General features: G+C 42.3%; 19 protein-coding genes. All 19 read right to left on the reverse strand.

The genetic code is table 11. From position 1 onward, the window contains the following. Positions 1-3: 3 nt before the first annotated feature. Positions 4-1,416: a ribosome biogenesis GTPase Der gene (der, locus tag HHA42_RS07080; protein ID WP_168418436.1), complete on the reverse strand. Its 1,413-nt coding sequence runs from the start codon at positions 1,414-1,416 to the stop codon at positions 4-6. A 161-nt stretch (positions 1,417-1,577) separates the two neighbouring features. Then, entirely contained in the window at positions 1,578-2,726 is a 1,149-nt protein-coding gene (gene bamB / locus HHA42_RS07085; protein WP_168418435.1) for an outer membrane protein assembly factor BamB, read from the reverse strand. Beyond that, complete coding sequence (locus HHA42_RS07090; protein WP_168461617.1) at positions 2,723-3,427, reverse strand: tetratricopeptide repeat protein; 705 nt, start codon at positions 3,425-3,427, stop codon at positions 2,723-2,725. Before HHA42_RS07090 ends, bamB begins: the two co-directional genes overlap by 4 nt. Positions 3,428-3,457: 30 nt before the next feature. Continuing rightward, positions 3,458-4,753 carry a histidine--tRNA ligase gene (hisS, locus tag HHA42_RS07095; protein WP_104852470.1) on the reverse strand — a complete coding sequence of 432 codons (1,296 nt, stop codon included), beginning with the start codon at positions 4,751-4,753 and terminating at the stop codon, positions 3,458-3,460. A gap of 3 nt (positions 4,754-4,756) precedes the next feature. Continuing rightward, entirely contained in the window at positions 4,757-5,878 is a 1,122-nt protein-coding gene (ispG, locus tag HHA42_RS07100; protein ID WP_104852471.1) for a flavodoxin-dependent (E)-4-hydroxy-3-methylbut-2-enyl-diphosphate synthase, read from the reverse strand. Between the two features lie 22 nt (positions 5,879-5,900). Beyond that, the gene (locus HHA42_RS07105; protein ID WP_168461615.1) at positions 5,901-6,710 is read right to left on the reverse strand and encodes a DUF4115 domain-containing protein; all 810 of its coding nucleotides are present in this window, start codon (positions 6,708-6,710) and stop codon (positions 5,901-5,903) included. After that, a complete protein-coding gene (pilW, locus tag HHA42_RS07110) occupies positions 6,701-7,510 on the reverse strand; it encodes a type IV pilus biogenesis/stability protein PilW (RefSeq protein ID WP_019836295.1) in 810 nt (269 codons plus the stop codon). Before pilW ends, HHA42_RS07105 begins: the two co-directional genes overlap by 10 nt. A gap of 54 nt (positions 7,511-7,564) precedes the next feature. Next, positions 7,565-8,797, reverse strand: coding sequence for a 23S rRNA (adenine(2503)-C(2))-methyltransferase RlmN (rlmN, locus tag HHA42_RS07115; protein WP_168461613.1), 1,233 nt, complete (start codon positions 8,795-8,797; stop codon positions 7,565-7,567). A gap of 138 nt (positions 8,798-8,935) precedes the next feature. Continuing rightward, a complete protein-coding gene (ndk, locus tag HHA42_RS07120) occupies positions 8,936-9,367 on the reverse strand; it encodes a nucleoside-diphosphate kinase (protein WP_004975092.1) in 432 nt (143 codons plus the stop codon). 162 nt (positions 9,368-9,529) lie between these two features. Next, on the reverse strand, positions 9,530-9,730 hold the full coding sequence (iscX, locus tag HHA42_RS07125) for a Fe-S cluster assembly protein IscX (RefSeq protein WP_104852473.1): 201 nt from the start codon (positions 9,728-9,730) through the stop codon (positions 9,530-9,532). Positions 9,731-10,133: 403 nt separating this feature from the next. After that, positions 10,134-10,685 (reverse strand): phosphatase PAP2 family protein, encoded by a 552-nt coding sequence (locus HHA42_RS07130; protein ID WP_168418432.1) that lies wholly within the window; start codon positions 10,683-10,685, stop codon positions 10,134-10,136. 24 nt (positions 10,686-10,709) lie between these two features. Beyond that, positions 10,710-11,993, reverse strand: a complete 1,284-nt coding sequence (locus HHA42_RS07135) for a glycosyltransferase family 1 protein (RefSeq protein WP_168525973.1) — start codon at positions 11,991-11,993, stop codon at positions 10,710-10,712. Between the two features lie 220 nt (positions 11,994-12,213). Further along, positions 12,214-12,639: a hypothetical protein gene (locus HHA42_RS07140; protein WP_104470588.1), complete on the reverse strand. Its 426-nt coding sequence runs from the start codon at positions 12,637-12,639 to the stop codon at positions 12,214-12,216. 32 nt (positions 12,640-12,671) lie between these two features. Then, entirely contained in the window at positions 12,672-14,981 is a 2,310-nt protein-coding gene (locus HHA42_RS07145; protein WP_168525975.1) for a fimbria/pilus outer membrane usher protein, read from the reverse strand. Between the two features lie 3 nt (positions 14,982-14,984). Beyond that, positions 14,985-15,701, reverse strand: a complete 717-nt coding sequence (locus tag HHA42_RS07150) for a fimbria/pilus periplasmic chaperone (RefSeq protein ID WP_104852477.1) — start codon at positions 15,699-15,701, stop codon at positions 14,985-14,987. A gap of 98 nt (positions 15,702-15,799) precedes the next feature. Next, a complete protein-coding gene (locus HHA42_RS07155) occupies positions 15,800-16,330 on the reverse strand; it encodes a hypothetical protein (protein WP_168418428.1) in 531 nt (176 codons plus the stop codon). A gap of 752 nt (positions 16,331-17,082) precedes the next feature. Beyond that, positions 17,083-18,009: a branched-chain amino acid transaminase gene (locus HHA42_RS07160; protein WP_168525977.1), complete on the reverse strand. Its 927-nt coding sequence runs from the start codon at positions 18,007-18,009 to the stop codon at positions 17,083-17,085. Between the two features lie 33 nt (positions 18,010-18,042). Further along, positions 18,043-20,787 (reverse strand): bifunctional [glutamate--ammonia ligase]-adenylyl-L-tyrosine phosphorylase/[glutamate--ammonia-ligase] adenylyltransferase, encoded by a 2,745-nt coding sequence (gene glnE / locus HHA42_RS07165; RefSeq protein ID WP_168525979.1) that lies wholly within the window; start codon positions 20,785-20,787, stop codon positions 18,043-18,045. Positions 20,788-20,970: 183 nt separating this feature from the next. Then, positions 20,971-21,777 (reverse strand): enoyl-ACP reductase, encoded by an 807-nt coding sequence (locus HHA42_RS07170; RefSeq protein WP_168418425.1) that lies wholly within the window; start codon positions 21,775-21,777, stop codon positions 20,971-20,973. Between the last annotated feature and the right edge of the window lie 166 nt (positions 21,778-21,943).

Here is a 21,943-nt window from a genome sequence, read left to right on the forward strand (position 1 = left end):
AGCTTAACCACGCTTAAACTTTTTCTCAGCTTTCTTGAACTTCTGTACATAGCGGCGGCGACGTGCTGCGGTACGTTCATCCACCTGTGACTTACGTCCTTCAAATGGGTTTTCAGAAGTTTTAAATTCAATTTTTACCGGTGTACCTTCAAGTTTATACACTTTACGGAACACATTTTCTAAATAGCGACGGTAATCCGCAGGGGTTTTATCTACCTTGTTGCCGTGAATGACAATTGTAGGTGGGTTTTGTCCGCCCATATGCGCATAGCGCATTTTGATGGCACGCCCCTGTACTTTTGGTGGATGGTGCGCATCAGTCGCATCATTCAAAATTTGTGTCAGTTTAGCAGGTGAAACTTTCAAATGTGATGATTCATAAGCACGGTGTATAGATGGGTATAGATCGCCCACACCTGTACCATGTAATGCAGAAATCAGGTGAATTTTTGCCCATGGAATAAAGTCAAAACGACGTTCTACATCTAGCTTACATTGCTTGCGATCATACTCAGACATATTGTCCCATTTGTTAATCGCAACCACCATGGCACGCCCTGCTTCGAGTGCATAACCAATCAAGTGTAAGTCTTGCTCTACAATACCATCACGTGCATCAACCACCACTACCACAACGTGAGCATCTTTCATGGCTTGTAAGGTTTTCACAATTGAGAATTTCTCAATCATTTCATCCACCTTACCTTTACGACGCACACCCGCAGTATCAATTAAGGTGTATTTACGCCCATTACGCTCAAATGGAATATAAACCGAGTCACGTGTTGTTCCAGGTTGGTCAAATGCAACTACGCGCTCTTCACCCAATAAACGGTTGACCAACGTAGATTTCCCCACGTTTGGACGTCCAATAATGGCTAAACGCAAACCTGTGTCTTGGTCATGTGCATCTGGGTTTTCGTCTTCAGGAATATCAGCCAGAACATCTTCCAGCATTTGCTGTACGCCACGTCCGTGACTAGCAGCCACTTGTAATGGTTCGCCCATACCTAGCTTGAAGAATTCCACCAAGGCTGCTTCGGCATGTACGCCATCGACCTTGTTGGCCACCAAGAATACTTTTTTGCCTAAAGTACGCAATTCACGTGCAATTTGCTCATCCGATGCGAGTAAACCTGCGCGTGCATCCACCACAAAAATAATGATGTCCGCTTCGTGGATTGCAGTTTTTGACTGCTCTGCCATATAAGAGTCAATACCGCCTTCGGTTTCGCCAATACCACCTGTGTCCACAACAATAAAGGACTTGTTTTGGTAAGTAGCATCACCATATTTTCGGTCACGTGTCAGACCAGCAAAGTCGGCAACAAGCGCATCACGGCTCTTGGTAATCTGGTTAAACAGCGTTGATTTTCCGACGTTCGGACGACCAATGAGCGCAATTACGGGTTTCATAGATTAACCTTTATACAAGATCAGCCAACTTAAATGGCCTGAACATCAGAAACTGTGGAGAAAGTAGATCAAATATCTAAATAAAAACACGGGGTATTGAACATTCAATTACCCCGCGTAAAAATACGGACGACTATTTTAGCATAAAAGTCAGAATAAAATTAACGGTTCTGCCAAACGCTGAAAGCACCCTTTTGCGTTGCTACATAGAGCTGATTGTCAATGACACGCAATGTGCGTACTTCACCGCTGGTTTTTGAGCGTCCAACCAACTGACCTGAACTTGGGTCAAGCAAATGCAATACACCGTCTAAGTCGCCTACCACCAAATACTGACCTAACAACACAGGATTAGACAAACGACGATTCAGTAAACTGTCATTTTCCCAAAGTTGTTGCCCAGACGTGATTTCATAGGCAGCAATTTTACCGTCATCACTACTGACAAACACACCATTACCCGCTACTTCTGGGCGTTTGGTGCTGCTCATGTCTTCGCTCCAGATCACCTGTTGCGATGCCAAGTCCAATACAGTGACCTGACCTTGATAGCTTGTGGTCACCAAGAATTGGCCGGCAACTACAGGGTCACCATCAATATCATTTAAGCGTTGAATGTCTGAACGACCTTCACTGATTGCGACACGACGTTGCATGCGTGGTACGCCTGTCACAATATCTAAGGCATAAACATAGGCATTTGCCGAAGCAATTAAGACTGTACGCGGGTCTAAAGCAACAGGTGCAGCCATACCACGTAAGCTAAACTGTACGTTTGGCAAGTTATAGGTCCATACCAATTGACCCGTTTCTACGTTGTGCGCATACACCGTGCCATCATTGCTGACAGTGACCACACGACCAGACTGAATCAATGAAGGTGCAAGAATTGCACCTGTTAATTGTGCCACCCACTTTTGTTCGCCTGTTTGCTGATCTAGGGCGAACAATTGTCCTTTGCTGTTGCCTGCAACCACTATTCCTTCTGCAGCTTTTACGCCAGCACTAAGACCTTGCTTAGAAACTTGCTTTTGCCAAAGGCGCTGTTTGCCTTGATAGGCGGCCATTTCACCTTTAGGATCAACCGTAAAAATTACACCATTTGCAGCATCGAGCTGTAAACGCAGTGGATCTGCTGCCGTTGTAGAAGATACATTTTGCGAAAATACAGGCACTAAACTCTGTGCTTGTTCAAGTTTTGGGAGTGGATTTGGCTTAACTTCTGCAACTTTAATTTTATTTGTAGAACATCCCACCAAAGCGAGGGTTAAAACTGTCAGTGCAAACGGTATTTTATACTTTCTATTCATTGGCTCTCATCCACTTGTGTTTCTAATACTGGGCGTTCAATTTCAGGATCATCCACCAAAACGCCTACACTTTCGAGTTTTATTTGTAAAATTTGACGCTCTTGTTTACGTTCTACCAAAGTATCCCATGCACTTTGATACGCTTTTTTAGCATTTTCACGGTCATTTTTGGCAACATAGACATCACCACGTGCTTCGTCTGCTGTAGCTTTAAATGCAGGATCGGTCACGCCTGCCAAACTTTGAATGGCTTCGTCATATTTCTTTTGAGCCAGCTGTGCATACGCCAAACGTAACTTGACCAGTTGCACCAAGCCCTGATCTTTCACTTTTGAGTTTTCAACTTTCTTTAAAGCTTTTTCAGCCGCAGCAAAGTCTTGCTGATCATAAGCCAATTTTGCCATTAAAAACTGAGTTTGAATGGCCTGCGCAGAGTCTGGCGCTTCTTTCACAATTTTATCGGCAGTTGCAGACAATTGACTAAAAGCATCAGGATTCGCTTCTGTGTTACGTGCATCATCCATCAGTTGCTGCACTTTGGCAGTATTCATTTGATGCTCAGCCAAGTTTTTTTTCTGCCAATATTGCCATCCGAAAAAGGCAATCAACGCAATTAAAATCCCGCTAATAATGGCCGAGCCATATTTTTTCGCAAACGATTTTAAACTATCAAGTTGTTCGTCATCACTCAATGCGCTCATTGGATTACCCTTTTCCTTATGTTATTTGGCTTATTGTGAAGAAAATTTTTCAATGATGAAAGGCACAATTTCAGCAACAGCGACTGCAGTTTGCTCGGCAGTTGCCAAAGTTTTGACTGCCAATTGCTGTGCTTCCGCTTCGCGCTCACCATAAATCAATGCGTAGATTGCACCTGATTGATCGGCTTTTTTCATTTGGCTTTTCATTGAACCTTGTGAACCGACTTTCAGGCGAATTTGGCTGCCTGCCTGTTCCAACTGGTCACGAATTTGCTCAGCCAAAACCAAAGCCTTGCCTTGCGTATTTGGGTCTGCCAACAAGAACACTTCACAATCACGTACTGGTGTATTGTCTTCGACTTGCTCAAGTAGCAACAACAAACGCTCAATACCCATGGCAAATCCCACGGCAGGTACAGACTGATCTGCTTTGCCTTTCAATTGCCCAACCAGACCATCATAACGTCCACCTGCACAGACTGTGCCTTGTGAACCTAAATGCGTAGTTGTCCATTCAAATACTGTTTTGTTGTAATAATCTAGACCACGTACCAATTTTTGATTAATTACAAAATCAATGCCTGCATCTGTTAAATATTGCTGTAACTGGGCAAAGTGATTTAGGGTGTCTTCACCCATAAAATCATGTAATTTCGGTGCATTTTCTAAGATGCTTTGTGTTTTAGCATCTTTAGAGTCCAAAATACGCAGTGGATTGGTACTTAAACGACGCTGAGAATCTTCATCTAAATCGGCCTTGTGAGCTTCTAAAAACTCAACCAAAGCAGCACGATACGCAGCACGCTCATCCGACTCACCCAAAGTATTCAACTCTAAGCGAACTTTATCGGCAACGCCCATGCGTTTCCATAAACGCGCAGTCATTAAAATAAGTTCGGCATCCATGTCTGGCGTTGCAACACCAAAAGTTTCGACACCAAATTGATGGAATTGGCGGTAACGGCCTTTTTGCGGCTTTTCATAGCGGAACATCGGGCCGATATACCACACACGCGGGGTCGCGCCACGCAGTAAATTGTGCTCTAACATGGCACGTACACAGCCCGCAGTACCTTCAGGGCGTAAAGTCAAAGACTCTGGCGGATTGCCTTTGTCCAAGAAAGTGTACATTTCTTTTTCAACGATATCGGTCGCATCACCAATTGAACGCTTAAACAAATTGGTTTGCTCGACCATTGGCAAACGAATTTGTTGATAACCATAAGCATCCATTAGTGATGCTAAATGTTGCTCTAGACGTCTCCACGCAGGAGTTTGCGTAGGCAGAATGTCATTAAAACCTTTGATTGCAACAATTGAACTCATGTCTTACTCAGAAAAATTTGTACGAATAATCTCTTTAGATTTAGCTTCTTCAAGCTCTGTCACACGTTGACGAACCATGCTTTCGATTTCATCAACAAGTTGGTTGGTATCAATTAAATGGCTTTTTTCACCATTTCGATATACCAACGAACGTGGACTTGCACCCACGACACCAATATCCGCCTCTTTGGCTTCACCTGGGCCATTCACTTTACATCCAATAACCGATACATCCATAGGCGTGCGGATATCTTCCAAACGCTCTTCCAAAGCCTGCATCACAGAAATCACATTAAATTCCTGACGTGAACAGCTTGGGCAAGCAATGAAGTTAATGCCGTTTGAGCGTAAGCTTAAAGATTTAAGAATATCAAAACCAATTTTGACTTCATCTTCAGGTTCTGCCGCAAGCGAAATACGCATGGTATCGCCAATGCCTTCCATGAGCAGACCACCCAAAGCAATTGCTGACTTAACCGTACCTGTACGGTAAATGCCTGCTTCAGTTACGCCTAAATGTAATGGATTATCAATTTGTTGTGACAACAGGCGGTAAGCATCCATGGTTAAAAACACATTAGAGGCTTTGACTGAAACTTTAAATTCATGAAAGTCTAAGCGATCTAAAATATCAATATGACGCATGGCAGATTCTAGCAATGCAGCCCCTGTTGGCTCACCATATTTTTTCTGAATGTCTTTTTCTAGCGATCCTGCATTTACACCAATACGCATGGAAATATCGTGATGTTTTGCAGCAGCCACCACTTCACGAATTTTAGCTTCTGAGCCAATATTCCCTGGGTTAATACGCAAGCAATCTGCGCCAGCATCGGCAACGGCCAAAGCAATTTTATAGTCAAAGTGAATGTCTGCAACTAAGGGTACAGACACTTGCTTACGAATTTCACCAAATGCAGCTGCGGCTTCCATTGTTGGCACAGAAACACGCATGATGTCTACACCCGCATCCACACAACGCTGGATTTGTGCCACAGTCGCAGCTACATCACAGGTTTCTGTATTGGTCATACTCTGAATACTAATGGGTGCATCACCACCGACATAAACAGAACCCACACGAATTTTACGGGTCGGACGGCGTTGAATTGGATTCACAATCATGATATCGCTCTACCTTGCTGCATTATCGAGACAAACGGAATTCGGCTTTTCCGTTTACAGTATATGGCGATAATGAAATCGACTCATTGTTCAAACTTAATGACACAGCAGTGGCATCATCTAAACGAATTTGGAATGGGGCTTCACCTTGTAAATTTAAAGTTGATGCCTGACGTCCTGTTGCCAATACATTGCCTGCAGAGTCGACAATATGCACTGAAGTTGGACGTGCGAATTGCAAATTCAATTGATCACCTGAAGCAAGTGAGGTTGTGCCAACCGTTGCATTGTCTGAAATGATTTGCACATCAGATTGCAGCACTGCAATTTCAGGTTCAGCAGTGTCTTGACTAGAAGACATCCAGTTCTGAATCAATGCCACCAAAGCCCACAGAAGCAATAAGACAGCAATCGCAATTGCAATACGGGTCAACCATTTTTTATTACGATCACGGTTGGAACCAGGCAACTTCCCCATAATTTTGATGGGTGAATTATTCAAAGCATGGTTGGGCAACAGACCTGTATCGTTGGCATAAATTTCATCAAAACGCTGAATAATCGCAGAAGCATCGACCTGCAAATATTTAGCATAGGTACGATAATAACCTTTAATAAAGGTTGCTTCTGGCAAGGCAGTATATTCATCCTGCTCAAGTGCAGTCAGTGTTTTCAATGGAATTTTCAAATCTTTTGAAACATCAGCCAGATCGCGTTTTTGATTCACACGAATTTGACGAAGGTACTCACCTGGACGTTGAACATTTCCTAATGCATGGGGTACCTGATTGCTCCCCTGTGATGGTTGCGGTGAATTAGGATTTACTTCCATACGGCCTCAGTACTGTACTGTAATTGCAAATAACGTTGGTATTCTTGGCTATTGGGAAATAATGCACGCAGCTGGTTCACTAAAACCTGAGTTCCCAATTGATCGCCATTGGCACGTGCTAAACGAATCCCAATCCATAAGGCACGCGCACCCTGATTTTTTTGCCCGACCGCACGTACAAACTGTTCATACAATTGTCGAGCGGGTGCAAATTGTTGTCTTAAATATAAAATTTCAGACAACTCTAACATTGAAACATAAGAATCGCGGTTGGCTTGTAAGGCTTGTTTGAATGATTTTTCAGCATTCGCGACATCACCCAACTTTAAATAAATACGCCCTACGTTTTCTAATGCTCTAAAACGCTGATCATAACCCAGTGTTGCACCAGCAATACTGAGCTGTTCAATCGCCTCATTATAACGTTCTACTTGATATAAATACGTACCATAGTTGTTACGCGCTTGTGCATTTTGAGGGTCAGCAGCTATGGCACGCTTGAAATAGGCATCGGCTTTTTCCAGATTCAGCTTGCTGCCTTCTTGCTGCAACAACACCCCCATCATCATATTGGCAGATGAATCACGTGAATCGCTTTCCAAAGCTTGATCCAACGCACGTTTAGCAGAATCTAAATCGCCATTTTTTAAATATTCTGCAGCAAGTTGAGTGCGTACTTGTACTGCTTTTTCTGGGTCTTTTTGTCCGAGCGTTGGCGCTGTGGTTTGACAAGCTGCAGCAAAAATTGCCGAAATACAAACGGTTGTAATTTGTGCGAATTTAAATACAGGCTTATTCAATGGACATCCCCTTTGCGTCTTAATTCGATGCAAGTCGCTTATCTATACAAGTCATTATCCTTGCGAGCGTATAATTTCATTTTGCGCTGCAACTTTCTTTTTCCACTGCTCTGCACGACGGGTACGATCAGCGACTTGTCCGACCAATTGCCCACAGGCAGCATCAATATCATCACCACGTGTCTGACGAATCGTACACACAAAACCTGCATCAGACAAAGTTTTTTGGAAAGAAATAATTCGATTTCGGCTAGAACGCCCATACGGTGCGTGCGGAAATGGATTAAATGGGATCAAATTAATTTTGCTTGGCAGGTTCTTGAGTAACTGAATCATTTGCTGTGCATGTTCAGGATGGTCATTCACACCATCTAACATGACATATTCAATGGTCACGTGTTTACGGGCACTTTCATTGCCATCTTTGCCAATATAACGCTGACAAGCCGCAATCAATTGTTCCAACGGATATTTTTTGTTGATTGGAACCAGCTCATCACGTAATTGGTTATTGGTGGCATGTAAAGAAATTGCTAGGGCAACATCAATGTCTTGTGCCAATTGATCAATTTTAGGCACTACGCCCGAGGTAGATAAGGTCACACGGCGCTTAGACATACCATAGGCAAAGTCATCTAACATGATGCGCATAGAATTCAAAACAGCATCGTAATTCAGCAATGGTTCACCCATGCCCATCATCACCACGTTGGTCACAGAACGCTCACGCTCTACCACTGGCACATCTTCCATGTAGGAATAGTTTGCCATCCACAACTGACCAATAATTTCGGCTTGAGTCAAGTCACGCTGGAAGCCTTGTTTACCTGTAGAGCAAAATGAACAGTCTAGCGCACAACCCACTTGCGATGAAATACACAAGGTTTTGCGTGAGCCAGTTTTATCTTCTGCAGGAATCAAGACAGTTTCGACGAGTGAGCCTTCACCTTCGCCCACACGGAACACCCACTTACGCGTACCGTCTTTAGAATAGTTTTTATGCACCACTTCTGGCGCTTTAATTTCACAAATCTTTTCCAGTTTTTCACGTAACTTGCCCGAAATATTGGTCATTTCGGCAAAGTCTGTAACAAAAAACTGGTGAATCCATTTCATCACCTGCCCTGCACGGAATTTCTTTTCGCCTAACTCTTCAAAGAATTTTTCCATTTGTGGACGTGACATGCCAAGGAGATTCACTTTCTCTGCAGTATTGGACTGTGCAGGAGCGGATGCAGATGCTTGCTGAACATCTGTCGCAGATGCAGCGAGGACTTCTGTACTCATGTGTGTATTACCTAAACCATGTCTAAAGATGAAAGGAGATGCTCAAGAGGTGAGCAAGGGTTTATTCAGAAAATAAAAATTCGGAGAATAAAAAACCAGATAAGCATAATAACACTTATCTGGTTTGAATACTGCGTATTAACGAGTACGTGGGCAAACTTCAGTTTGAGCAAAGAAGTAGTTTACTTCACGCTCTGCAGATGCAACTGAGTCTGAACCGTGAGCAGCGTTTTCGTCGATGCTTACAGCGAAATCTGCACGGATTGTACCAGGTGCAGCTTCTTTAGGGTTTGTTGCACCTAAAATTTCGCGGTGAGCAAGAACTGCATTTTCACCTTCAAGAACTGACACAACTACTGGACCAGAAGTCATGAACGCAACTAGGTCACCAAAGAAACCACGTTCTTTGTGCTCTGCATAGAAGCCTTCAGCTTCAGCTTGAGAAAGGTGTTTCATTTTAGTCGCAACGATTTTAAGACCAGCTTTTTCGAAACGAGCAAAGATGTCACCGATGTGGTTTTTAGCAACTGCATCTGGTTTTACGATAGATAAAGTACGTTCAATAGCCATGATTGGCTCCTTAAGTCAATGTTGACGCGAAAATTTTGCCGCATTATACCGAATAATGGGCTGTTTTCTGCTTTTGATGTGTAAAAAAATTGCTTTTTTCGATATGAAGCAAATTATGCAGATCGACATCGGATAAATCCGTCTGGCTTCACAGCACTATTTTTAACGTGCTTCGTCAATCCACGCCATTTGAATGGCTTCTAACAAACCTTCTGTCGATTTTTCTGGGTTATCTTCAAACTCAGGTAAAGCGCAGACCCACGCGTGTAAATCGGTAAAACGAATCCATTGTGGATCCACATCGGGATGTGCTTCATATAATTCAATCGCAATGTCGATGCTGTCTGTCCAACGTAAACCCATGTATATTCCCTATTCTATTCAAGACAGCGACTACTTTAACAAATTTCACCAAAGCTGCCTGCCTTTCTGTATCTGATCTATAACTTTTCAAATATGATTTACACACATAAAACCATACTTAATGGCACTCAATCACATACACTTGATACTCGGAAACGTCATCCATAAGCTGAGTGGTATCTGTTTAATATTGTTTTTGCGAAATAACAAACAGAAACCTAATGGTGAACAGGTTTTGTGGATGACAATGGTTTTGCCTACTTTTGCCGAAACAAAAGTAGGTCGAACCGAAGGTTTATCCAACTGTTTGACCGTAATTAATAGGACTCCGTTATAACTCTTTAGCCCTCTAATCAATAAATTCATACTCAAGTTCTTAATATAAACTTGAGATACAAACCACTTATAAAACAATATTTACATAAGGTGCAGCCAAAATAATCGCACTCGCAACAGCCCCTCCAATCATTGCCCCGACGGCCACATCACTTGGATAGTGCAAGCCTAGAATCATACGGGAAATAGCCACCAAAATCGTAAAAGGCAACATCAACATCAACAATACTGGCTGGATATAACCCAACACTGTGGTGGTCATTACTGCATGTAATGTGTGACCCGATGGAAAGCTAAAATGATCTAGCGGGCGCTCACCTAAACGAATGACTTGGTGAACCTGATAGGGACGTGGACGCACTGTTTTTTGTTTGAGGTATTTATAAATACCTGTACCAACCGAGCCGCCCAATAAGAGATAAATAATTTGTAAGCTGTAGCCAATGCCTTGCATGATCCATGCACTTGCTAGCATGACATACCAGAACACACCATCGCCCAAACGGCTAATAATTTTAAAAAATTGTGCCACCCTCTGCGAGTGGGAAAAATGGTTAAGATACAAACAGCCTTTTAAGTCGAGATCCAGCATTCTTATTTTTGCATTTTTAAACTTCATCAGTTCTCTCCTTTTGGCGCATAACTAAGATGGCATGTATCGCTCCTCTGCCACCTGATATAACGCCTGCTCAAATTGTTGGACTGGGTGTTGCCAGCCAATATTTAAAGTCGCTTTGCGGGCCTTTTCGCCCATTTGTCTAAGGGTTGTAATATCGGGAAGTCGGTAAATATGACCGACTAAATGTGTATGCTGTCCCAAAGGGCTGAGCCAGCCTGTTTCAGTTGGACGAACGTGTAAATTGGCACAAGCATAGTCATAAGCAACCACAGGTAAACCACTGGCCATGGCTTCCAATACCACATTGCCAAAGGTTTCGACCTGACTGGCAAAGGTAAATACATCAGCACTGGCATAAGCTTCTGCAAGCGCTGTGCCACTTAAACTGCCAGTAAAAATAATATCGCCATGCAAATTCATGGCTTCTAGACGCTGACGATCGGGCCCATCACCCACCACCACCAATTTCACAGCTTGTTCCGTTTTTTGGGGCATGCTGTGGTAGGCATCAATAATCACATTGACTTCTTTTTCTGGCGATAAACGCCCCACATACAACATCACTCGTGTGTTTTCATCTGCCCCCCAGCGTGCTCTAAGTGCTGTTGAACGAAACTCAGGAGAGAAGTGCTCGACATCAACACCACGCCCGACAATCACCAATGGGCCTTCTACGCCAAACTGACGCAATGATTTTTCTGTGTCATGACTCGGCACACAGGTCAGCAAAGTATTGTTATGGAACCACTTTAGATAGTGTTGTATCGGTTTAAGTAAAAAAGCCAAATCAAAAAATCGGCTAAAATCCTGAAATGCAGAGTGAAAACCACTGGAAACAGGAATACCTTTTGATTTTGCCAAATGCAAACTAGCAAGCCCCAAAGGCCCTTCAGTCACAATATGCACTACATCTGGTTCAAACTCATCTAGCGCCTGCGAGAGTTTAGACCACTGTGGCCAGCCAAATTGTAAATTATTATATTTAGGAATCGCTTGGGCTTTAACCAGACACTCTTTATAAGGCTGAAACTGGCCATCATGCTGTTTTTGTTCAGGGCGTATGAGCAGAATTTTATGCCCAAGTGTCTGTAAACCTTTGCACAATTGCTGCAATGAACGTGCTACACCATTAATTTCGGGTGGCCAAGTTTCTGTCACGAGGGCAATTTTTAAACGTGGGCGGACAAGGTCTGAGAGTTCAGATTGAGGCTGGCTATTTTTTTGTTGTTGATCTTGTTTGAAATAAAATTTAAATGCATCGCTGTAACGCTCTAATTTACTGCTCTGCTTTGCCAATACATTGCTCATCGCCTTTCTGCTCAATTCTTATTTTATGCTAGTTAGCCTAATACAGCAGCATTGCAATAATATGATGCTTTGGTGACATGTTTGTCATTTTTTATACAATTTTAAAAGCTAGAAACCCCATAATTTGCTGTTAGTCGGCCCAAGAACAGATGAAAAAAAGCAGATATTCAATACCTGCCTGTTCAATACATTATCGTGAGCCTGCTGCACATTAAAACATCTAAAACAGTAAGTTAACGTATAACTCATCGGTATAGCGTCCTGCTGGCGTTGTCAAACTCGGCTGTTCATCTAACCTTACCGCTACACTGTATTTATGCCCTGATGCAGAAGTCTGTCCTTCAATTGGCGTGTTCCACAGATTATTTTTTGCACCCATAATGCGCATACTGGTACGTAAACGGTGAGCACCATTGTTTACAAAACTGCTGCCGTGCTTGTCCCGTAAATTACGACTACTAAACTGAATACTATAACCACGATCACAGCGCACATTAAAACTGGTTGCCGTCTGACTACGGTATTGAGCGCTCATTTGCAATAAAGACTCACTCACCGAACCAATGGTGCAGGCCTGTGCAGGAACACAGACCCAACAGCCACACAACAACAGGCTTATTTTTTTTACGATCTCTAATCTTTTCATTTTTCTCACCCTCACTCATCATGCTGACATGCTTACTGACAAATCAAATCCATTTGCGTTGTTTGCGGAACCGTGCCAGCTTTAACTTGAGGTACTTCAAGCTGACTATGGCAAATCTTTCCACCTTTGGTTTTGACTTTTAGCGTATAGCTGCCGGGTTTCACACCATATAAATGTACATTTCCATCACTGCCCACAGGTACAAACTCAGTGGTATCACGACTTAAATACACCTCACTCCCCTGCACAAACGGCTGCTGATCAGCTGTAAGTAAACGTAATATAATCAATCCTGTACGCTGCACAGGAAAATTCACTTTATAACCACGTTGATTCATACCAATCACTTTTTGGCTTGAATATTCAAAGCTGTCATACATGTCTAACTGGTCTTGATCAAAAGACACGTCGTAATTGACGTAAGGTACAATGTCATGCACAAACACATAGCCTTTTTGATTGGTTTTGCCGACTGGTGTTAAAGCCCGTTGTACTTCTACATTTGGAATATCACCGACATTTACCAATGCAAAGGCATTGTCTACGTATTTGGTCATGGCCCATTTTCGATCTAACCAAACCACTGCACCCTGATAATTGGCTTGACTATAGCTAAAACGCTCACTTTCATCGTGGCTTAAATATAGATTACCCATAGGCATTCTTAGCGCCGTATAAGCATTTACCCCAATCTCATCTTCTGCTTGTTGGTGGCGCACAGCAAGCGTGTAATCCACACCATTTTGAGCCAGACTGCTTTGTGCATAACGCAACTGCGTCTGTTCATCAAAGTTATGAGAAAGTTGCGCACTGCGGCGTTGGTCAAACTGATAGTTCAGGGTTAAATATGCCCCGTCACTATCCTCTATTTTTAAATCTTTATAATATGAAAATGACATTGAAGCCTGACGCCCAAACATACGCGAAAAACCGACCGTAAGCATTTGGCTATCTGCAAAACTATTTTCAGTATTGGAGTGATAACGACGTTCCAAATAGTTCACGTTTAAGGTGTTGATTAAAGGAACATTAAAAATACTGACATAGGCCAAATTGTCATATTCCACCGTTTGTGTTGCATCGCTATAACCCAAGCCTCGGTATTCAGGGCTGTAATACTTATGACTGGCACCGAATGCAATCCGACTGCCATTACGGCTTATTGAAGTACCATAGGTATAGCCATCGCCCCAGTCACTATGACTAGAAGCTGCATGCGTATCTAACAAGGCATATTTGCTGATAGCCTGTGTCCATAACAAACCAACATTTTGCACATCCTTGCTGTAACTTAAATTAGTGCCTAAGGTCGTGCTGTCAGTAATCCCGCGTCTGAAATAAAGGTTGCCAAAAAACTCACGATAATCATCTGACACGTAGTCATAGTCATAACGCAACTTGCCTGCAGAAAAGTTATATTCATTTAACCCAGGTTTGAGTAATTGCGTGGTGACATAGACAGGAAAGGATTGCACGGTACGGTTACCCAATACATCTTCCACCACCACCTGCGCCTCACCCGACTGCTGAATATTGGCGCCTGTATTTAAGCTATAGTGTCCGGGTGTAATCTGTTGTTGATATAAATTGATGCCGTTAATGTATAAATCGACTGTCGATGGCAGTACCGCACTGCCCCTTAAGGTGGGTACATTCCAATAAATAAAATCTGGATAACTACTAAAATTTGAACCAAAAGATACACCGCCAAATCTAAATGTATCTAATAATGGATTATAAACACTGGTGTTATCACCCAAGGTTAAACGCTGATAACGTGATGGAAACTCTATTTCAAAACTGGTATTCAAACGCAGCAACTTATCTTGGTCTTGTTCTGCTTCTTTACGATACATCATGGCATTTTTAAAAATCCAGTAATCCTTAAAAATACCAAGCTCTGCCAAGCCATTTAATTCATTATGGTTATCATAACGCGCATACAGTACGTCATAATTTAAAAAGCCACCCAAGTCCGCTTTAGAGGGAATCGCATGCGTTTGGGTAAATTGTGCATCAATAAAATAACTGGCTGGTACAGTCAGTTTAATGGCTTGCAGTGCAGAATCTTGCTCGGACTGGATATCATTAGTGGTTACTGAACAAAACTGCGTTTGTGCACTGTGTTTTTGTAAGCGCTCTTGCAGCAAACCCAATTGTTGCAAGACCTCACATTCCATATAGCGTTGCTCGTCCTGCTGCAATACCAGACTTTCAACGACACGATCAACGCCATTTAACCAAACACTATTTAATACCATTTCAGGCTGAGCAGCAGCGGCTTGTAATGGTATCCCCCACAGGACACATTGCAGCGCAAAAAACAGTCGAGTTCTATGCATGATTTAGCCCTTCATTTTTAACTCAATGGCTTGCTCACTTTTATCTGTTTCAAGTTTGAGTATGTAATTTTTCAAATCACTGAGTTTGATTTGCCCCATATCAAAGCTGTGTTTTTGTTGATTTAACAAATATTTCATTTCACGTGTGGTTGCGATGGGTTGTTTTTGTTGGTTTAAAATGCTGATTGAAGAAATTTGCACATGCGATGCAGCATGATTTTCTATCTCTAAAAACAAATGGTCGTTTTGATAACGCGGGGTTGCAGTCACCTGAATGGCATCTTGCTTACCCACAAATAAAGGAACAGAAATCGTAAATAAAAATTGGAGAGCGTCTTCTTCCACCACAGGGGCAATTTCTTTAAAAACAATACGCCAAGTTTTTTCTTGCGCCATTTCTTCCTTAGAAAGTGGTCGGCTAAAACCTACGCGTATCACTTGTTGTGCATTCGGTTGTAAAACAAAGTTTTTAGGATTAATTAAGATGTCTTGTTCTGGTTCTAGCACATCTTCACCCTGTGCATTTTGCGACCATTTGTAGGCAGACATTTCAAAGCTTTTCGGTTCAGTAAGATCTGTGGCTTCCATGACTACTGTTGCACTGCGCTGTCGTGCTTTATCGCCCAAATACATTTGAGTCGGTGAAATCACCAAATTTGCATAAACTGCCTCTGCACATAAACAACTTGCGACCAGCACATATTTCAATAATTTTTTCATGCATCCCCCAACAATGTCTGATTACGCTTGTCTTTAGACTAAAAAGTTGACTCCACCCTGTCGGTAAAGCCAACTGATTCAGATTGCGTTCAAGTGAATTAGAATGACACTCGAATGTTGTATTTATCGGTATAGGTACCCGCTGGTTTAGAAATACCTACACCGTCACTTTTAACCAAGACATTGTAAGTACTCCAGCCATTGTTGCCTGGCGCAATATTGGTTTGCTGATCGTTTAACTGAATCAAAGATGGTGAACCCGCACGTTTGGTTTCAACCGTTAAGCCCACTGCATGATTACCTGATTTGGCTGCAGATTTGGTTGTTTTGCCTCCACCAACACGGTTGTCGGTATCGACCAATAAGTTGTAGTTTGCATTCGCCCCAACCATAAATTGACCAGAAGCTTGTGCACCATCTTTTAATGAGATACTTGGTGTTTTCACTTTCAGCTCACAGCGCTTAGGCACAATCACTTGAATTGGAATACTTCCTGTACATGGCCCTTCGTTACATACTGGGGTTGGCTTAGGGTTTGGTTTAGGATGATGATTACCACCCGCCATTGTTACCGTTGAAAAAGCTCCGAAAACCATCAAAGCAGCAGCAGTTTTAATAAATTTAGACATGTCACTTCTCCATAACTCTTATAAAAAACCATTTTTTAATCATTCACTCGCTTGAGATATCGTTAGAATTATTGAAACTCAATCCTTAGCAAGTTTCTTCATTTTAGGTATTTCTCACAAAAATCCATCTATACGCCCCATTTCACACAATTTTTAATAAACTTTGAATTTCAGCAAATTACGAGATTAAAGTACTGTTTTAAATGACATCGCAAAAAACTAGGGAGCAGCTCACTCCCCAAAATTTGTGATCCAAATTTTAGGGATAATGAAAAATATATATTTATTTACATTTAAACCAACACATTGTTTTTATTTAACTTTAATAACATTTTTATTTTAACTTTTGTTACATTTTAAGTGGATTTATTTTTGAAAGAATGGTCAAAATTCGGTTTCTAGTCTAATTTTTACTACACTTTTCACGTATTTGATTCACTATCTCCTATCACATTCGACAGACTGAGCGTTTTTTAAAATCAAATCTCACCAATTACAGGGATTGCCTCTCGCTATAAAAAACTATGTTTTGAGCAACTAAATTTATCGTTAAGATCAAATTTGCACACCACTAAATCAACGAAGAAATAATTGATTATTCATCTATATCGGTAAAGTGAGTGATAAATCTTGCTCGATGTTTAGCGAGCTCATAAGGTAATCGCAGACAAAATAAAACCCCATTCAAGCACTGCCTGAATGGGGTCATCACACCTGAGTCAATTCTCTTCACTCAGGCACACAAGCGTGACTTATTTAACGTAAGTCAACCAGTGTGCATATTTGTCATTCTTACCTTGAACTGCATCAAAGAAAGTTTTTTGAATTTCAGTGGTAATTGGGCCACGTGAACCACAACCAATCACACGGTCATCATATTCACGAATTGGGGTGACTTCCGCTGCTGTGCCTGTAAAGAAGGCTTCATCGGCAATGTAGAATTCATCACGCGTAATACGGCGTTCAACCACCTCATAACCCAAGTCTTTAGCAATGGTGATCACTGTTTGACGCGTAATACCATCTAAAGCACCGCCTGCGATGTCTGGTGTGTGTAAAACGCCATCTCTAATTAAGAATACGTTTTCACCAGAACCTTGGCATACATAACCTTGTGGGTCCATCAACATGGCTTCATCATAGCCTGCTTGCGCGACTTCTTGGTGTGCAAGAATAGACAAGGTGTAGTTACCTGAAGCTTTGGCTTTACACATAGTCACGTTTGGATGATGGTGCGTAAATGATGAAGTTTTAACGCGAATACCATTGGCCATCGCTTCTTCACCTAAATATGCCCCCCAACCCCAAGCGGCAACAGCAGCATGAATGGTGTTATTGGTTGCAGCGATACCTAATTTTTCAGAACCAATCCAGATTAATGGACGTAAGTAGCACGATGAAAGTTTGTTTTCACGTACCACATCAATTTGCGCTTGCTCTAAAGCTGCTTGATCAAATGGTACTTTCATTTGATAAATTTTGGCAGAGTTTAACAAACGCTTAGTATGGTCCTGAAGACGGAAAATCGCAGTTCCGTTTGGCGTTTCATAAGCGCGGACACCCTCAAACACACCCATACTGTAGTGTAAGGTATGCGTTAAGACGTGAATTTTTGCATCACGCCAGTCAACCAATTGTCCATCTTGCCAAATAAAACCATCACGATCAGCCAAATTCATGGCACACACTCCAAATGTTTATACATAGTCATTTTAATCCAACGCAGACATTGCAGTCGGATCAATTAATCTTTGCCATAACTTGCAAACGACCTCACGGGTATCGTACCAGTCCGCAGCATTGACTTGCATGGATTGATTTGCAAGGGCTAAGCGGTGGCTTTCGGCTCGTTCACGGAGATAAGCTTGAATCAATGCTGTCGCATCGTCGCTGGATAAGCAACCTGTTTTTGCGGCATCTTCAAGGATTCTTACGTTGTCGGAATAATGGGCGAGATCAGGATTCGACCCACTCCAGGCTAATACCGCATACTGTGCCATAAATTCGATATCAACGATACCACCTGCATCCTGTTTTAAATGAAAAATTCCATCTTTTTTTTGCTCTTTGGATGAACCCAAATGATCTTTCATTTTTTGACGCATTTTCAGCACTTCACTGCGCACATGTGCTTCTTCACGTGGCTGAGTCAAAATCTGACAACGCAATACTTCAAACTTGTCACGTAAACGTTGCTCACCCGCAATACTGCGCGCACGAACTAAAGCTTGATGCTCCCACAACCATGCACTTTTAAGCTGATATTGTTCAAAAGCACGTAAACTGGTGACCAATAAACCTGCTTCACCCGAAGGACGTAAACGGGTATCGACCTCATAGACACGGCCATCTAGGGTTTGTGTGGTCATAAGCGAAACAAACTTTTGCGCAACCCGCATGGCAAATTCAAAACCACTGATAGGTTTCATCCCATCGGTATCGGCCTGCTCATCCATGGCATGCACAAAGACCAAATCCAAATCTGAACCATAGCCCAACTCAATCCCACCGACCTTACCATAGCCTATAATCGCAAAAGCATTATGTTCTAAACCACAGCGCTGCCCTTCACTGTCGAGCGGATAACCATGCTTTTTAGCCGTAATTTGATACGCCAGTTGCAACGCTGCATTTACTGTTACTTCGGCAATATCCGTCAGCGCATCGGACACTTTCATCAAGTGGCTTTCTGCCAATACATCACTGGCTGCAACCGTGAGCACATTGGATTTTTTGAATAAACGCAGCACCCGCATTAAATCTTCAACTTCATCCAGCTCAATACGCAGCAATTGCTGGCGTAGCGAATCTTCCAAATCACTACGCTTCGGCAATTCAAAATCCATAGATAAAAATTCATCCAACAACACAGGATATTGGGTCAGTTCTTCACAAATCCATGGACTAACCGTGGCCATTTTCACCAAGCGCTGTAAAGCTCCCTTGCTTTCAATCAGCATCACCAAATACACGGTACGGCGCAGCACTGACTCAACCAATGGCATTAAGCGCATCAATGCCATTTGTGGATGTTCCGATTGCAACACCGCTTCAATCAAGTGTGGCCAAAAGGTTTTTAAACGCTGTAAAGCTTTGGCTGTAAGTTTTTTAATGCCGTGCCCATACCAAAACTCATGTACTAGGTTTTTCGCCTGATCATCCAGTACCGCATTCAGTTGTTTTTCCAGCTGACTATAATTTTCTAGCAAGGAATCAGGTTCATTTTCTTTAATTAAATGTTCAAACTGATAAATCACTTTGACACGCTTTTCATTCAGAGTCTGCATAAAGCTGTCCCAGTCAGCAAAGCCCAAGGTATCGCTAATACGTGCACGTAGTTCAGGTTCGGTAGGTAGGGCTTGGGTTTGCTGATCATTCAAGGCTTGAATAGCATGCTCAACCCGACGCAGGAACAAATAGGCATCTTCTAAATCCAGCACCGCTTGCGGCTCTAATAATTCTGCCTCACCCAAATGGCGTAAATTGACCAGACATTGGCGGTCTTGCAATTCCAGTTTTGAGCCACCGTAAATCAACTGAAAAACCTGTACGATAAACTCAACTTCACGAATCCCTCCAGCACCCAGTTTAATATTGTCTTCAATATTACGGCGCTGTACTTCGCGCTCAATCATGGCTTTCATTTCGCGCATGGCTTCAAAAGCAGTGTAGTCGACATATTTACGGAACACGAAAGGTCGGGTCATCTCCAGCAGTTCATCACCTTCTTGCCCGCCCGTGATAATACGTGCCTTAATCCATGCATAGCGCTCCCATTCACGTCCATGCTGACTTAAGTATTTTTCCAATGCCACATGACTAATCGCCAAAGCTGAACCATCACCCCACGGACGTAATCGCATATCAACACGAAATACAAAACCATCGGCAGTGATGTGATCTAGCAGATAGATCAGCTTTTGTCCCCATAAAATACAGAATTGCTGTACTTCAATGCACTTGCGTCCGTTGGTTTCGCCTTGTTCATCAAAGGCAAAAATCAGGTCGATGTCACTGGATAAATTCAGCTCCTGTGCGCCATGCTTACCCATAGCCACCACAATCAAATCCTGCACTTTGCCGTTATATCCCATTGGTTCGCCATGTTTGGCAACCAGCGGAACTCGTGCAAAATCTTTGGCCACTTGCACACAAATATCGGCAAAATCAGAAAGTTCTTGCGTCAGTGTCACCACATCAGTCAGTTGATTGGCATCTTGCCAAATCCAGCGGAACATTAAACGGGCACGTAAAATGCGCAGGGTTTTCATCCACAGGGTTTCATCACTGATGTCTTGTAAAGTCGAAATGACCAGTTGATGAATATAATCTGCACTCAGAGGTTTCAGAAATTGGTCAATTGCATAATCCTGTTGTAACAGGGCTTCGTGATTTGCCAAGACTTGTTCTGCGTATTGACTGGCATGTAATGTTTTTTGCAATTGTTCCGCATTCATTTTCACAACCTAAAACCGAGCTTTATTTTAAAGTTTTGTCAAAAGACAACTTTCTAGTTATAACAGCAGTTGCCTGCAACAAGGAAATAAAATTGCAGTGATCTGCAAAATATCTCTATTTTGAAAATATACCCATAAAAAAACCGAAGCCTAAACTTCGGTTTGATTTACTAAATACAATGCTTATTCAGCATCTAGCATCAAATCTGCGCTCATGCCTACCGTATTAAAGCCTGCATCGACATACAGAATTTCACCTGTAATACCGTTGGCCCATGGTGAGCATAGGAATAACGCGGCATTACCAACATCTTCAATCGTCACGTTACGTTTTAACGGTGCAACTTTTTCATTCAGGTCTAACATTTTACGGAATGATTTAATGCCTGATGCTGCAAGGGTACGAATTGGACCTGCAGAAATTGCATTCACACGAATACCTTCTGCACCCAAGCTTGAAGCTAAATAACGTACGCCTGCTTCCAAAGAAGCTTTGGCCATACCCATCACGTTATAGTTAGGCATAACACGTTCAGAACCTTGATAAGTCAGTGTCAATACGCAACCTTGGCGGGCTTGTAATAATGGTTTTGCAGCACGTGCCATTGCAATTAAGCTATAAGCACTGATGTCATGTGCAACTTTAAAGCCATCACGGTCAGTAACATCGGTAAAGTCACCATCTAAAGTATGTGCAGGTGCAAAACCAATAGAGTGAACCAAACCGTCTAAACCATCCCAGTGTTTCGCCAATTCAGCAAATGTTTGCTCAATTTCTGCATCTACACCAACATCACATGGCAAAACAATACTTGAACCAAATTGTGCAGCGAATTCATCAACACGTTTTTTGAGTTTTTCATTCGGATAAGTAAATGCTAATTCTGCACCTTCACGATGCAATGCTTGTGCAATACCAAATGCGATAGATAATTTACTTGCAATACCTGCAATTAAAAAACGCTTACCCGCCAAAAGACCTTGTGCCATGTGAAACTCACCTAGATATATTTCGCTGTATCATGCCAATTCTGAACACAGAGTGAAATTGCATAATGCGCCTTTTTTTGCAGATTATGTAAAAACTTGGCAACAAAAAAAGAGGCTATTGCCTCTTTTTTGCAACATCCGCACAGCTTTGCGTGTGTATATAGAG

This window comes from Acinetobacter sp. A3 (assembly GCF_012371415.1).
GTDB lineage: Bacteria > Pseudomonadota > Gammaproteobacteria > Pseudomonadales > Moraxellaceae > Acinetobacter.